18 protein-coding genes are annotated in these 13,147 nt (G+C 67.9%); 5 read left to right on the forward strand and 13 right to left on the reverse strand.

Annotated elements, in window-relative coordinates; genetic code table 11:
• Positions 1 to 15: 15 nt before the first annotated feature.
• The 4 genes from NK1_RS25990 to NK1_RS26005 form a co-directional block, all read right to left on the reverse strand.
• Positions 16 to 525 (reverse strand): hypothetical protein, encoded by a 510-nt coding sequence (locus NK1_RS25990; RefSeq protein WP_063012820.1) that lies wholly within the window; start codon positions 523 to 525, stop codon positions 16 to 18.
• Positions 522 to 1,589: a DNA polymerase III subunit beta family protein gene (locus NK1_RS25995; protein ID WP_063012822.1), complete on the reverse strand. Its 1,068-nt coding sequence runs from the start codon at positions 1,587 to 1,589 to the stop codon at positions 522 to 524. Before NK1_RS25995 ends, NK1_RS25990 begins: the two co-directional genes overlap by 4 nt.
• Positions 1,590 to 1,657: 68 nt before the next feature.
• On the reverse strand, positions 1,658 to 2,212 hold the full coding sequence (locus tag NK1_RS26000) for a hypothetical protein (protein WP_157104445.1): 555 nt from the start codon (positions 2,210 to 2,212) through the stop codon (positions 1,658 to 1,660).
• A gap of 13 nt (positions 2,213 to 2,225) precedes the next feature.
• Positions 2,226 to 2,780, reverse strand: a complete 555-nt coding sequence (locus tag NK1_RS26005; protein ID WP_167354307.1) for a cupin domain-containing protein — start codon at positions 2,778 to 2,780, stop codon at positions 2,226 to 2,228.
• A 182-nt stretch (positions 2,781 to 2,962) separates the two neighbouring features.
• On the opposite strand from NK1_RS26005, the gene NK1_RS26010 reads away from it, so the two are divergent.
• A complete protein-coding gene (locus NK1_RS26010) occupies positions 2,963 to 3,895 on the forward strand; it encodes an AraC family transcriptional regulator (RefSeq protein ID WP_167354308.1) in 933 nt (310 codons plus the stop codon).
• Positions 3,896 to 3,977: 82 nt separating this feature from the next.
• Here NK1_RS26010 and NK1_RS34740 read toward each other — a convergent pair whose 3' ends face one another.
• Positions 3,978 to 4,115 carry a hypothetical protein gene (locus NK1_RS34740; protein WP_157104447.1) on the reverse strand — a complete coding sequence of 46 codons (138 nt, stop codon included), beginning with the start codon at positions 4,113 to 4,115 and terminating at the stop codon, positions 3,978 to 3,980.
• Between the two features lie 226 nt (positions 4,116 to 4,341).
• On the opposite strand from NK1_RS34740, the gene NK1_RS26020 reads away from it, so the two are divergent.
• Complete coding sequence (locus tag NK1_RS26020; protein WP_063012832.1) at positions 4,342 to 4,812, forward strand: PaaI family thioesterase; 471 nt, start codon at positions 4,342 to 4,344, stop codon at positions 4,810 to 4,812.
• 18 nt (positions 4,813 to 4,830) lie between these two features.
• On the opposite strand, the gene NK1_RS26025 is transcribed toward NK1_RS26020, so the two are convergent.
• The gene (locus NK1_RS26025) at positions 4,831 to 5,832 is read right to left on the reverse strand and encodes an aldo/keto reductase (RefSeq protein WP_063012834.1); all 1,002 of its coding nucleotides are present in this window, start codon (positions 5,830 to 5,832) and stop codon (positions 4,831 to 4,833) included.
• Positions 5,833 to 5,932: 100 nt separating this feature from the next.
• Between NK1_RS26025 and NK1_RS26030 the strand changes: the two genes are divergently transcribed.
• Positions 5,933 to 6,808 (forward strand): helix-turn-helix transcriptional regulator, encoded by an 876-nt coding sequence (locus NK1_RS26030; protein WP_063012836.1) that lies wholly within the window; start codon positions 5,933 to 5,935, stop codon positions 6,806 to 6,808.
• On the opposite strand, the gene NK1_RS26035 is transcribed toward NK1_RS26030, so the two are convergent.
• The 5 genes from NK1_RS26035 to NK1_RS26055 all read right to left on the reverse strand — a co-directional run bounded on the left by NK1_RS26035 (position 6,809) and on the right by NK1_RS26055 (position 9,603).
• On the reverse strand, positions 6,809 to 7,792 hold the full coding sequence (locus tag NK1_RS26035; protein WP_063012838.1) for a pirin family protein: 984 nt from the start codon (positions 7,790 to 7,792) through the stop codon (positions 6,809 to 6,811).
• 42 nt (positions 7,793 to 7,834) lie between these two features.
• Complete coding sequence (locus NK1_RS26040; RefSeq protein ID WP_062995998.1) at positions 7,835 to 8,146, reverse strand: GNAT family N-acetyltransferase; 312 nt, start codon at positions 8,144 to 8,146, stop codon at positions 7,835 to 7,837.
• A gap of 4 nt (positions 8,147 to 8,150) precedes the next feature.
• Positions 8,151 to 8,627 carry a carboxymuconolactone decarboxylase family protein gene (locus NK1_RS26045; RefSeq protein ID WP_063012840.1) on the reverse strand — a complete coding sequence of 159 codons (477 nt, stop codon included), beginning with the start codon at positions 8,625 to 8,627 and terminating at the stop codon, positions 8,151 to 8,153.
• A 64-nt stretch (positions 8,628 to 8,691) separates the two neighbouring features.
• Positions 8,692 to 9,117 (reverse strand): MerR family transcriptional regulator, encoded by a 426-nt coding sequence (locus tag NK1_RS26050; RefSeq protein ID WP_063012842.1) that lies wholly within the window; start codon positions 9,115 to 9,117, stop codon positions 8,692 to 8,694.
• A 117-nt stretch (positions 9,118 to 9,234) separates the two neighbouring features.
• Complete coding sequence (locus tag NK1_RS26055) at positions 9,235 to 9,603, reverse strand: VOC family protein (RefSeq protein WP_063012844.1); 369 nt, start codon at positions 9,601 to 9,603, stop codon at positions 9,235 to 9,237.
• Positions 9,604 to 9,687: 84 nt separating this feature from the next.
• Between NK1_RS26055 and NK1_RS26060 the strand changes: the two genes are divergently transcribed.
• Positions 9,688 to 9,888 (forward strand): hypothetical protein, encoded by a 201-nt coding sequence (locus NK1_RS26060; RefSeq protein WP_030517105.1) that lies wholly within the window; start codon positions 9,688 to 9,690, stop codon positions 9,886 to 9,888.
• Between the two features lie 18 nt (positions 9,889 to 9,906).
• Here NK1_RS26060 and NK1_RS26065 read toward each other — a convergent pair whose 3' ends face one another.
• Positions 9,907 to 10,398, reverse strand: coding sequence for a SixA phosphatase family protein (locus NK1_RS26065; protein ID WP_063012846.1), 492 nt, complete (start codon positions 10,396 to 10,398; stop codon positions 9,907 to 9,909).
• 188 nt (positions 10,399 to 10,586) lie between these two features.
• Between NK1_RS26065 and NK1_RS26070 the strand changes: the two genes are divergently transcribed.
• Positions 10,587 to 12,254: an FAD-dependent oxidoreductase gene (locus NK1_RS26070; RefSeq protein ID WP_063012848.1), complete on the forward strand. Its 1,668-nt coding sequence runs from the start codon at positions 10,587 to 10,589 to the stop codon at positions 12,252 to 12,254.
• 78 nt (positions 12,255 to 12,332) lie between these two features.
• Here the strand turns inward: NK1_RS26070 and NK1_RS26075 are convergent, their stop codons facing one another.
• Positions 12,333 to 13,106, reverse strand: a complete 774-nt coding sequence (locus tag NK1_RS26075; RefSeq protein WP_218023176.1) for an acyl-[acyl-carrier-protein] thioesterase — start codon at positions 13,104 to 13,106, stop codon at positions 12,333 to 12,335.
• Positions 13,107 to 13,147: the final 41 nt, after the last annotated feature.

The following is a 13,147-nucleotide window of genomic DNA, read 5'->3' on the forward strand; positions in this document are numbered from 1 at the left end:
CGCGCGAGTGTCCGATCACGCCCCGGACGTGCCGGGTGCCGAGTCCCGCCGCCGGGTCGATCGGTGCTCGATCGCCGCGGCGACCTCTTCGATCGCCCTTCGGATGAGCCGTCCGTAACCATCGTCCGCGAGCGCGCCGGTATGCCGTCGTGCCGCCGCGATGTGCTCGGCGGCGGCACAGAACGATCCGAGCAGCCGGTAGTTGTCGGCGAGGTTCAGATGCAGTGAGGGATAGAAGCCGGCGATGTGCAGACTCGCGTGATGGCTCTGCACGCGCGCCTCGGTGAGGGCGTCGGCCGCGTCCAGCGCCCGCACATCCCACACCAGCGCCTGGGCCGGATCGGTGTGGAGGTCGGCCAGGTAGTGGGCGAGGGTGCAGCGGTGCAGCGGATCGCCCGCCGGTCCGATCTCGTCCCACAGCGCGACGAGTCGCACTCGGGCGGAGTCGGTTTCGCCGTCGCGGCCGCGTTCCACGGCCGCGCCGATGGCCGCCATGGTGGGGTCGTGGGCAACGGTGTCGGTCATGATTCCTCGATGTGGCCAGGGGCGACGGGCATCGCCACGGTGGTGAGGTCGCCATCGTCCGCGGATCGGATGACGACGGGCTGCTTCGGACCGGCGATGTCGATCATCACGTCGGGCCCGATGGCCGCGCCGATCGCCGGATAGAGGGTGGTGATATCGAAGGTGAGCTCGATGTCGGGGCCGGTGACCGTGGCCGAAACCGCTTCGCTCGCACCGGAACTCGCGAGCGCCACCGCCCCGGCGCGGACGCACAGCCGGATATGCCGCGCGCGCAGCGATTCCATCGCCCGGACGAGGGTGTCCCTCGGTGTCACGATGCGCGTGCGGGCGGTCTCGATGGATCCCAGCAGCATGCGATGGTCCGGAAACGGCCCCGGCAGGATGCGGCACGTCCCGGCCGGCGACTCGCCCGCCCGGAACCGGACGGAATGCGGTCCGGCATCCAGCCGGACCTGGTGGTGGCGGCGGATCCGCGGCACGGCCAGCCGCAGATCGTCACCGTCGACGGTGGCCGCCCACTCGGTCGAACTCGGCCGCTCGGGGACGAGGGTGCGGGTGGCGAGCCGGTAGCGGTCGGTGGCCGTGAGCGTCAGCGCCTCGGCCGAGACCTCGACGTGGACGCCGCTCAGAACGGGATGCTCCGGTTCGTGCACGGTCGCGGCGAGTATCTGCTCGATCGCCGTCGCGAAGACCGGACCGCTGACGGTCGCGACCGCCCACCCGCGCCCGGTGCCCAGGGCCGCCTTGATCTCGGCCGCCCGTCCCCGAGCCCGCCGCACATGCTGTTCCAGCCCGGCGACGTGCTCGTCGATGAGCTGTCCCGCGCTCTCGCCCTCGGCCGCCAGCACCGCCGCGATCGTGTCCAGCGGCATTCCGATCTCGCGCAGACCCCGAATCGCCACCGCCCGTGCCAGCTGGTCGTCGGCGTAATACCGATATCCCGACACCGGATCCACGATCGCGGGCGGCAGCAACCCGGAATCGGCGTAGAACCGCAGCGCGCTCGCCGTGAGCCCGCTGGTCCGCGCGAACGCCCCGATCGTCACCATTCCGGATTCCGTCACCGCCCCATCATGAAGCTTCAGCCGACCTGAAGGTCAAGGGCCGTGACGGCCGAAGGCGGTGCCCGGCCTCAGCGGCGCAAGGTTCGCGAATGCGCCGAGACCAGTGCGTGCGGGCAGTGCGGCCGGGCGCGGGGTGGGGACGCGAAGCCGTCGAACCGCGACGGCGGCGCCGGTGCGCGCAGCGTCACCGTCGACGTCCACGGCCGCGCCGGCATCTCCATCCGGCACGCGACGTTCCAGCCGAACGGAATCGCATGGGCGCGTTCTCCGTGTTCCTCCAGGCGATCGGTGAATTCCGCGAGGACGTCCAGGGTGTCGGCGAGATGGGTCAGCACGTCGGCCTGATCGGAGCCGAGGGTGAAACGGCTGCCGCTCGCCACGCAGAAGGGGCTGCCGGCGAGTACGACGAAGGATGCGTCGCTGTCGGCGCACAGCCGCCGGACCGTGCGCACGGCGTCACCGCTGATCGGGCAGTCGCCGGGTTCGACGACGATCCGCACCAGCAGGCACTCGAAGAATCGCCGCGGTACGCCCACGGCGGCGGTGGGCAGTTCCACCGCGCACGGACCGGCGTCGACGGGCGTGTATTCGAAACTGCGCCAACGGCTTCCGGTAATTCTCATCGCCGTGCCCGCCTCACGGTGCGGCCGGCGCGTTCCGCTCGACGCCGCAGAGGGTGTAGCAGAACACGAACGGTTCGGTGCCGTCGTTGAACCAGGCGTGCGGCGCGCCGTGCTGCACGACGCAATCGCCCGGTCGCAGTGCCACATCCACGTCGTCGCCGATCCGCAGCCGGCCCGCGCCGCTGAGCACCACCACGAAGTCGACGCTCTCGGTGGCATGCACGCCGGGACGAGCCGGGTCGAAGGCCGCCATCATGCCCGGCAGCTTCTGCTCCGCCTCGGCGGCCACCACCGCCATCTCCGCCTCGGACAACTCGGCGTCCGGCTCGTAGCTCAGGCCCGGCGGGACGGAGATGAACCCGAAGCGCACTCCGCCGGGTCCGGGAAAGTAGCTGGTGTCGACGTCGGACGGCATGCGATCGACCGGAAGTGCCGGCAGTTCGTCGACCTCCCACATCCGATGAAGTTGCGCCCCCGGCAGCAGCGCCAGCGTCAGCGGCTCGACGTTCTCGTCGGAAAGTACTCTGCCCTGTCCGGAACCGTCGTCCCCGACCACGATCCTGCGCATGGAAACCTCCTGATCCTCATCCATTCCGCGCCGATCCGGACCCGTATTCCGCCGTTGTACAGCCCGTTTCCGGTTATCAGCTCTCCGGCACGGTAGCGAGCGCCGGGGCACGCCCACATGTCCTGGAACGCACGGACATTGTTCAGGTGCGCAGAATCGGAAAACCGGCGATGATATCCGCGATGACCACTGCCGAATCGGAGACGACGAGTGCGATCGAGCCGCACGAGCGGGTCGATTACTGGGCGCATCTGATCAGTTCGTACCAGTGCGCCCTGGGCTACCGGTTTCCGACCTCCGCGGATTTCCGCGGCCGGACCTCACTGCGGCGTACCGAGTCGTATCAACTGGTCGGCTGGGAATCCGATGCCGTCACCTATTTCCGGAGTCCGCGGCTCATCCGCGCCGACCCGGACCCCGACTATCGGTTGCTCGTGCCGATCACCGGCACCCTGACTTTCCGCCACGGTGACGACACCGGTGCGTTGCCGCCCGGCAGTGCGTGCCTGGTCTCCACCGACGAACCCTTCGAGATGTCGATGTGCGAGGGCTCGCACGGGCTCATCGTCACCATTGCGCGCGAGGACATCCGGCACCGTCTCAACCGCCGGGAGCCGCCACCGCGGCCGCTGAATCTCAGCACCGGAATCGGCGGAGTCGCGGGAGCGGTCGCCGGCACCCTGTACACCGAGCGCGCCGCGCTCACCGACCACCAATTCGACACCGTCGCAGAACAATTGGTGGATCTGCTGTGCATGCAGATTCTCGGGGAAACGCCGAGCGCGCCCGCCCAGCTGGCGCAGGTGGAGGCGAGCGCCCGGCGCTACATCCGTACGCATGCGGGCGATCCGGAGCTCACCGGCGCGCGCGTCGCGGCGGCACTCGGCTGGTCGCTGCGCCAGCTGCAACTGGCCTTCAGTCAGGCCGGTACCACGCCGAGCGAGGTGATTCGGGAGCAGCGCCTGCAGATCGCCCGCGACCGCCTGCGCAATCCTGCCTATCGGCAGCGCAGCGTCGCCGATATCGGCGCGGATCTGGGATTCGGTTCGGCGAGTAGTTTCACCAAGGCATTCCGCCGCCGCTTCGACACCACCCCCGGACAGCTGCGCGGCTGAACGTCCCGGCCGTCGGCCGGAATGCGAACGGCCCGCCTCCGGGCATGGGGTCGGGGGCGGGCCGGCGGTTACGGAGCGCGGCTCAGTTGAAGATGCCGCCGCCTTGGGTGGCGGACCCGGCCGACCCCGTCACGAACAGGTTCATGATGTTGGTGAAGACGCTGCTCGAGTTCACTGTGCCGGCGGAGTTGGAGTCGATCAGGGCGATAAAGGCGTTCATGAACTGCTTCCTCGTGCATCATGGGTCCGCGGACCCGGTTGAGTGTCCTGCCGTGCTCAGCGCAGTGGAATGAAGCTTAACCAAAATCCGGCAAATCTGAACCACCTTCTTTTCGGATTTTTCGGACACCCCGCCGGGCCGGTGGGGCGGTGTGCTGTGGACAGGATTCCTCGTACAGAGTAAAAAAGTGGAACACGTTTCAATTCTGTGCGCGACGGGAGACGCAATGGACCACGCTGCCATGGGCGAGCTGGTGATGGCCGGATTTCAGAAGCTGGGGTTCATCCAGTTCGCGGGGGTGGAAGGGGTGGAATATCTGCCCGGCCGCAACGTGGTGAGCATGGCGCCGAAGCCGGAACACCTCAATCACAACGGCGACGTGCATGCCGCCATTCTGTTCGGCCTGGCCGAAACGGCCGCGATGGGCGCCTCCATCTCCGGCATCGTCGACCTGATGGGCGAGACGTTCATCGTCGCGCGCGACGGCCGGATCGAATATCTGGCGCGGGCCGAAGGTGAGGCGGGCCCGTTCCGCGCCACCTCGGAATTGACCGCGGCGGAATTGGAACAGGCCCGCGCCGATATCGCCGCGCAGCAGCCGGTGGAACTGGCGATGCCGGTCGACATCACCGACAGCACCGGTAAGTCGGTCGCCGCGGCCACGTTCACCGCGGTGATCCGGCCGCGGCGCAAATAAGCGGGCGGCGAACGGGTTTCAGCGTTCGCTGTCCAACATGGCCATCTGCGGGGCGGCGTAGCGGTCACCGGCGACCGCCTCGGCGGGCGCCGCCGCCTCGATCGCGGCGAGCTCCGACTCGGAGAGCCGAACCTCCAGTGCGGCAACGGCTTCGGCCCAGCGATCCACGCGGCGCGCGCCGATCAGCGGAACGATATCGGCGCCCCGGGTCAGCACCCAGGCGATCGCGAGTTGTGCCACGCTCACGCCGTGCCGGTCGCCGATCTCCGCCAGCGCCGCGACCAGCCGGAGATTGGCGGTGAGATTCTCACCCTGGAATCGCGGGCTGTGTGCGCGGAAATCGTCGGGGGCGAAGGTCTGGTCGGCGCGCAGGGAATCGCTCAGCAATCCGCGTGAGAGCACCCCGTAGGCGGTGATCCCGATGCCGAGTTCTCGTGCCGTCGGCAGGATTTCGCGTTCGATGCCCCGGGTGATGAGCGCGTACTCGATCTGCAGATCGACGATCGGTGCCACCGCCGCCGCACGCCGCAGAGTCTGCGCGCCGACCTCGGACAGCCCGATGTGGCGCACATAGCCGGCCTGCACCATCTCCGCGATCGCGCCCACGGTGTCCTCGATCGGCACCGCCGGATCCAGCCGGGCGGGACGGTAGATATCGACGTAGTCGACTCCCAGCCGCTGCAGTGAATAGTGCAGGAAATTGCGCATCGCCTCCGGTCGCGTGTCGACGCCGCCGAAGCTGCCGTCCGGACCGCGCAGCGCACCGAATTTCACGCTCAGCTGGTAGTCCTCGCGCGGGCGCTGGGCGAGGGCACGGTGGATCAGCATCTCGTTGTGGCCGGCGCCGTAGAAGTCGCCGGTGTCGACGAGGGTGGCGCCGGAGTCGAGGGCGGCGTGGATGGTGGCGATCGATTCGGTCTCGTCGGATGCTCCGTAGGCGCCCGACATCCCCATCGCGCCCAGACCGATGCGTCCGACCTTCGGACCCGTCTCACCCAATTGTGTCTGCTCGATAGTCATGACCGAATCCTGCGCCTCGAACCGCCGCCTCGGCAGAGATCGTTTATCGGGGGATCGGCGATCCCTGGCTGTGGCCGTTCGCGCGGGGCACAGTGGAGTGATGAATCGCGAGGAATTGGCCGATTTCCTGCGGCGGCGGCGCGAGCAACTCCAGCCCGCCGATGTGGGCCTGCTGCCGGGCACCCGCCGCCGGACTCCCGGCCTGCGTCGCGACGAGGTCGCCCTGCTCGCCGGGATGTCCACCGATTACTACACCCGCCTCGAACAGTCGCGGGGCCCGCGGCCCTCCGTACAGGTTCTCGGCGCGCTCGCCCGCGCGCTGCGGCTCAGCGACGACGAGCGCGACCATCTCTACCACCTGTGCGGGCATGCGGCGCCGCATCGCGGCGGCGGCGACCGGCACGTCGGACCCGGGCTGCTCTATCTCCTGGACAAGCTGGAGGACACGCCCGCCTGCGTGGTGTCGGATCTCGGCGAAATCCTCGCCCAGAACCGCATGCACATCAACATGATGGGTGACCACACCCGCTTCACCGGCATGGACCGCTACCTGCTGTGGCGCTGGTTCACCGATACGACCGGCCGGGAGACCTTTCCCGACGCCGACTGGGACCGGCTGACCCGCCGGCATGTCGCCGATCTGCGCGCGACCGCGGCCCGGCGGGCGGGCGACGCCGACGTCACCGAACTGGTGACGAAGCTGCGGGCGGTCAGTCCCGAATTCGAACGGCTGTGGTCGGCGCACGAGGTCGCGGTCCGGATCAGCGACGCCAAGCGGATCCGGCACCCGCAGGTCGGGCTGCTCGACCTGGTCTGCGAAACGCTGGTCACGCCGAATGCGGCCCAGCATCTGCTGGTCTACTATCCGCGTCCCGGAACCGACGCCAAGGAGCGGCTGGAACTGTTGCGCGTCATCGGAACCCAGTCCATGACCGACGACACCGATTCGGGCAGTACGGTTTTCGACCGGAGCTGATCAGCGGGGCGGGAACGTGCGGCGGGTGCGCGGGCGCAGCCGCAGATTGGGCAGCGGCGGCGCCGGAATGCGTTGCTGCGGAGTATGTCCCGCGACATCGCCGAAGCGCTCGGTCTCGTGCTTCTCCCACGCGGTGCGGGCGGCGTCGATCTCGTCGTGACTGCGGCCGACGAAATTCCACCACATCACCAGATCCTCGCCGAAGGGCTCGCCGCCGATCAGCACCACCCGCGCGCCGGATTCGCTGCGCAATCGCAGTTCGGCGCGGTCGCTGCCCAGATACAGCAGCGGACCGGGTTCGGCGACGACGTCGTCGATGCGCACCTCGCCCGACATCACCAGCATCGCGTGTTCGAATTCCGGTGCCAGCGGCAGACGCGCGTCCGCACCCGGGCCGACGGTGATGTCCGCGCCGACGATCGGGGAGTAGGTGATCGCCGGCGAGCGCACCTCCCCGAGCGAGCCGATGAGCACGGTCGCGCGCAGTCCCGGCCGGGCCAGCACCGGCAGCTCGCGATGCTGCTCGAAATGCGGTGCGATATCGCGGTGCGCATCCGGCAGGGCGATCCAGAACTGCAGTCCCTGCCCGGCGGGCGCACCGGGCACCGTGTACTCCGAATGCGCGATGCCGCGCCCGGAGGTCATCAGATTCAGCTGACCGGGCTCGATCTCCACATCGGATCCGACGCTGTCGCGATGACGGATCCGGCCGTCGAAGGGCCAGGTCACCGTCTGCAATCCGATATGCGGATGGGGATCGATATCCGGCGGCAGCCGATGCGAGGTCTCGGTCGAACCGAAGTGGTCGAGGAAACACCAGGCGCCGACCGTCGGCAGATCACGCTGAGGCAGTACCCGCATCACCGTGACGCCGCGCACGCCGCCCAGTGGCACCTCCCGCGCCGGATGGAAATCCGCCCGCGGACCGGGCGCCGGCGACGATTCGCACAGCGCCTCGGCGGGATTCGCCTCGAGATCGCTCATCGGCCACCTCCGGTCCGGGGTCACCGCTGATGCCGGGCGCGGTTACCGCTGAATGCCTTTGCCCACTACGTGAGCATCGTAGTCCGGGTGCTTGTCGAGCCAGCTCTTGATGAACGAACAGCGGGGCACGATCGCGCGGCCGCGGTCGATCGCGTCCGTGATCGCATGCTGTGCCAGCGTGCCGGCCAGGCCCTTTCCGCTGAACTCCGAATCCACCTCGGTGTGGATGAAGGTGGTGTCCTCGCCGTTGTCGCGATATTCGGCGAATCCGGCGAGTTTGTCGCCGTACCACACCTCGTAGCGGTGCTGCGCGTCGTTGCGGACGACTGCTGCGGTCGCGGCCTGATCGATCATCGGGTTACTCCTTCCGTTCCCGCACCGGATGCCTGCTCATGATCGACACGCGATTGAACGCGCCGATGGTCGTCGCGACCCAGACGATCACCGAAACCTGTTCGTCCGACAGCTGTTTCCGCGCATGGGCGTACACACGTTGCAGGGTGTCCTCATCGGGCAACGTGGTGGTCGTCTCGGCGAGTGCGAGTGCGGCGCATTCGGACGGGGTGAACAACTCGGTACGCCGCCAGGCCGGCAACACGTCGAGCTGCTGTCGGGTCACGCCGGCCTTCAGTGCGGCCTGGGAGTGCAGGTCCAGGCAGTACGCGCAGCCGTTGATCTGCGAGACGCGCACATTGACCAGCTCGACCAGGGAACGGTCGAGACCGGCGGCCGCGGCCGCGTTGCGGACGGCCAGTGCGACGCTGTTGAGCGCACGGAAGGGCTCGGGACTCTGTTTGTCGATCCAGATGCGGGCATCGGCGGCGGGGGTTTGCATAGCGCAGGCATCCTAACCGTGCGCTGCGTCACCATGCGCGGGATGTATGCGACGTCACGCGGGTTCAGATTTGTTGCATGTCAGCCACTCTGCCCTCGTAGAGACCGATCTTGCGGTCGAGCACGGCGAGTGTGTTGTGCAGGTCCTCGATCTGGGCGAGCACGCCCTCGCGGGTTTTCCGGAACATCTCCAGCCGCTCGGGTGTGGTCTCGTCACCGGCCCGCACCAATTCGGCGTAGTGGACCATATCGGCGACCGACATTCCGGTGGTGCGCAGACAGCCGATCAGATGCAGCCAGCTCAGATCGCGATCGCTGAACCGGCGCTTACCGCTGGAATCGCGGCCGATGTAGTCCATCAGCCCGATTCGCTCGTACCAGCGCAGTGTGTCGCGGGTGAGGCCGGACTTCTCCGCGGCATCGCCGATCGAATACTTGGGGCGCTCGTAGTCCTCGGTGTGCTCGAGGGGATTCGCCGTGGTTGCCGTCATCGCCGCTCGCCTTCCTGACCCGCTTCCCGACCCGCGGGCCTGCGCTTCGACAGTACCGACCTGGAGTGCACTCCATGCAAGCCCGAGCGTATCGCCCGGGCTCGGCCCGGCCGCGGCTCAGCCCCGCTGCGGCAGTTCCTGCACGGCCCACTTGTTGCCGTCCGGATCGGCGAAATAGGTGAACAGGCCCCAGCCCTCGTCCTTGACCGGCGTGGCCTCCACGCCCGCGGCCACCAGCTGTCGATAGGCCTCCTCGGCGCTGGCCACCACCATCTGCATACCGACCACGCTGCCCGGCGCGGCGTCGGTGATGCCCCGGCCGATGCAGATCGAACAGCCCGAACCCGGCGGAGTCAGCTGCACGAACCGGATGTCCTCGGTCGGGCTCGCGTCGTGGTCGGCGTTGAATCCGATGCTCGTGTAGAAGGCTTTCGCCCGGTCGACGTCGCTGACCGGGATGGCGACGAGTTCGATTTTCCAATCCATGTGAGGAGCATCTCATCGACCACCGACAAGCTGGGTTGCCGGACAATTCGGGCGCATCTGCCGCCGACCACCTACCCTGAGTACATGGCCAAGGAAATCGATCGGGTCCGGGCGCGGTCGGCGCTGGAGACGGTCAAGGAAAGCCCGTTCATCGCTCTCGTCGCGGCGGTCCCGGTGATCGTCGTCCTGGGCGTCGTGTGGGCGCTGACGAACTGGTTCGTCGCGTTGCTGGTGCTCGTGCTGCTCGGCGCGGTCGTCGTCGTGCGCGGCAAATTCCTACGCTGACAAGCCTTCTCGCGAACGTCAGCGCGGCACGTGGAACCGGACCAATTCACCGGTGCCGGGGTCCGCGCGCGACCACGGTCGGTCGAATTCCAGCACCGCCAGTGCGGAGGTCGGGAATTTGCGGCTGAGCTCTTCGGCCGGCGGCGACGCGCGATTGGCCGCCAGCTCCCACGCCGTCCACGGCATCCCCGGGGAGTGGCCGATCAGCAGCAGCGTCTCTATCGCGTCGTCGGTCAGCTGGATCAATTCGATCAGGGTGTGCGGCGTGGCCTCGTAGATCGAATGCTCGTAGACGACCGGCGCGTCGACTCCGGTCGCGGCCAACGTTTCGCGGGTCCGGACCGCGTCGGAACAGGACACCGCGTCGATCGCCGGCTGGGTCTCGCGCAGCCAGGTTCCGGCCAGCGCCGCCTCCCGCCGTCCCCGCGGCGCCAGCGGCCGGTCGTGGTCGCCGACACCCGGCGGATATGCGGATTTACCGTGTCGCATCAGGATCAGCGTCCGCGCCATGAGCAATACCGTAGCGCCGTAGAAAGTAAACGGTGTTATCTAAATCGCTACCTGATGAGAGATGTAACTCACTCTCGAGGCACACTGAAGGTAGTGTCACAGCGGGGGCCGACCGGCAACCGGTGCGATGCACGCCCTGTCCAAACCCGGGTGGGGACGTCCCATGATGTTTCGAGGATCTGCGAGATATGGCCTACGTGATCACGCAGCGTTGTTGCAACGACGCCAGCTGCGTTCCCGAGTGCCCGGTCGATTGCATTCGTCCCACTCCGGAGCAACCCGAGTTCGCGACGACCGAGCAGCTGTACATCGACCCCGACACCTGTATCGATTGTGGTGCGTGTGTGGATGCCTGCCCGGTGGAGGCCATCTTCTCCGAGGACGATCTGACCGCGTCGCTGGCTCGTTTCCGCGATATCAACGCCGCCTACTTCCAGCGGCACCCGCTGGAGTCGAATTTCGATCCGCTGGTGACTCCGGCGCGCCCGCCCAAGGAGCTGGGCACGCTGCGGGTGGCGATTGTGGGCGCCGGTCCGGCGGCCTGCTACGCCGCCGACGAGTTGCTGCGCCGCGCCGATGTCGAGGTGGAGATGTTCGACCGGCTGCCCACCCCGTGGGGTCTGGTGCGCGCCGGTGTGGCTCCGGACCATCCGGGCACCAAGTCGGTGTCGGCCATGTTCGAGAGCGCCTTCCGTCGTGACACCCTGCAGTACCGGCTGAACGTCGAGGTGGGTAAACACATCTCGCACGAGGAACTGCAGGCACACCACCACGCGGTGATCTACGCCGTCGGCGCCTCGACCGACCGCCGTCTCGACGTCCCTGGTGAGGATCTGCCCGGCAGCCACTCGGCGACGGAGTTCGTGGCCTGGTACAACGGCCACCCCGATTACGCCGAGCGCAGCTTCGACCTCTCGGGTGAGCGGGTGGTGATCGTGGGTAACGGCAACGTCGCCCTCGACGTCGCCCGCGTGCTGACCCTGTCGCCCGACGAGCTGGCCAAGACCGATATCGCCGACCACGCCCTGGACGCGCTGCGTGACAGCAATGTGCGCGAGGTGGTGGTGCTGGGCCGGCGTGGCCCGCTGCAAGCCGCCTACACCTCGGCGGAATTTTTGGCGCTGGGGCATCTGAAGGGGGTCGATGTGATCATCGACCCCGCCGAGCTGGAATTGGATCCGGCCAGCCAAGCGCTGCTGGACGACCCGGATATCGAGCCGTCGCTGCGGTTGAAGTACGAACTGGCCCAGGAATACGCGGCCAAGGCCCCGAACCCGGACAACAAGCGCATCGTGTTCCGCTACCTGGCCTCGCCGACCGAGATCCGCGGTGACGGTCACGTCGCCGAACTCGAGTTCGTGCACAACGAACTGGTCTCCGAGGACGGGCGCGTGGTGGCGCGGGCCTCGGATCGGCGCGAGACGCTGCCGGCGTCGATGGTGTTGCGCTCGATCGGCTACCGCGGTGTGCCGATCGCGGATCTGCCGTTCGACGAGCGTGCCGGGATCGTGCCCAACGAGCACGGCCGCGTCGTCGCCGACGGCGCCCACGTGACCGGTGTGTATGTGTCGGGCTGGATCAAGCGTGGTCCGCGCGGCGTGATCGGTTCCAACCGCGTCGATGCCACCGAAACCGTGGAACAGCTGCTCGAGGACTTCACCTCCGGCAAACTCGCTGCCCCGCAAGGAGATCGGGCCTCGCTCGAAGCCCTGCTCGCCCAGCGTCAGCCCGACGCCGTCGGCCGCGACGGCTGGAAGGCAATCGACGCGGCCGAGAAGAGCGCCGGCAAAACCGGCGGCCGGCCGCGGGTCAAATTCACCACCATCGAGGATCTACTCAAAGCCGCCCGCGGCTGAACGCCGCCTCTTCCGGACCCTCCCGTATGAGGGTCCGGAAGTCGGCGGGGGCCTTCGCGAACTCTCCGCTATCCGCACTCAGGTCGGTAGCGCGCCGATCCGCACGGTCGTGGTGATGGTGCCGCCGACCATGAACCACAGCCGCAGCACCGGCTGACCGTTGCGGTCGCCGGGCTCGTAGCGGCTGCGCACGCTGATGTGCTGGCGGGCCAGCACGGGCGCGACATACTCGATCACCGCGCGATGCGGACCGGCCACCAATTTCGGATAGTCCACCAGGAAGTGCTCGACCGCCTGCCAGTACATGGCGTTGTTGACGTGGTTGAACTGGTCGATATCGGTCGCGCGCACCGGGAACGTCAGATCGGTGTCCGATTCCGGCGGCACCGCATCGGTCAGCCACGGCCGCCAGCGCAGCCGATGTTCGTCGGTGGTGCGGGCCAGATGCGCCAATCCCTGGTCGCTGATCCGGGTCGGCATATTCGTCGACTCGTTGATATTGATCCAGAAGCCTTCGGTCTCGATCAGGCCGCCGCTGTCGCTGGTGATCCGCACCCGCATATTCGTCCACCGGGTCGACATCGCCGAACACCAGCGCCGCAACTGCACCCGGTCCGGCCAGACGATCGGACGCACCACGTCGATCACGGTGCGGCGCACGATCCACGCCGGGTCGGTGCGGTGGAAGAACGTGGTCTGCAACTCTTCCCAAGCGATGTCTTGCAAATATCGAGCCACGGCGTCGAGCCGCAGCCGACTGTAGGGATCTACATCGCCAGCCCGGATGGGCCACGCCGAGGCGAAGCCCATGCCCTCCTGGGGAAGCGGGGCGAGTGGCTGATCGAGTGACACTGGTGCTCCTCGCGCTGCACGGTGTGCCGCGTACTTCATGC

Origin of the sequence: Nocardia kruczakiae NBRC 101016, assembly GCF_001612965.1 — a bacterium.
In the GTDB taxonomy this organism is placed as follows: domain Bacteria; phylum Actinomycetota; class Actinomycetes; order Mycobacteriales; family Mycobacteriaceae; genus Nocardia; species Nocardia kruczakiae.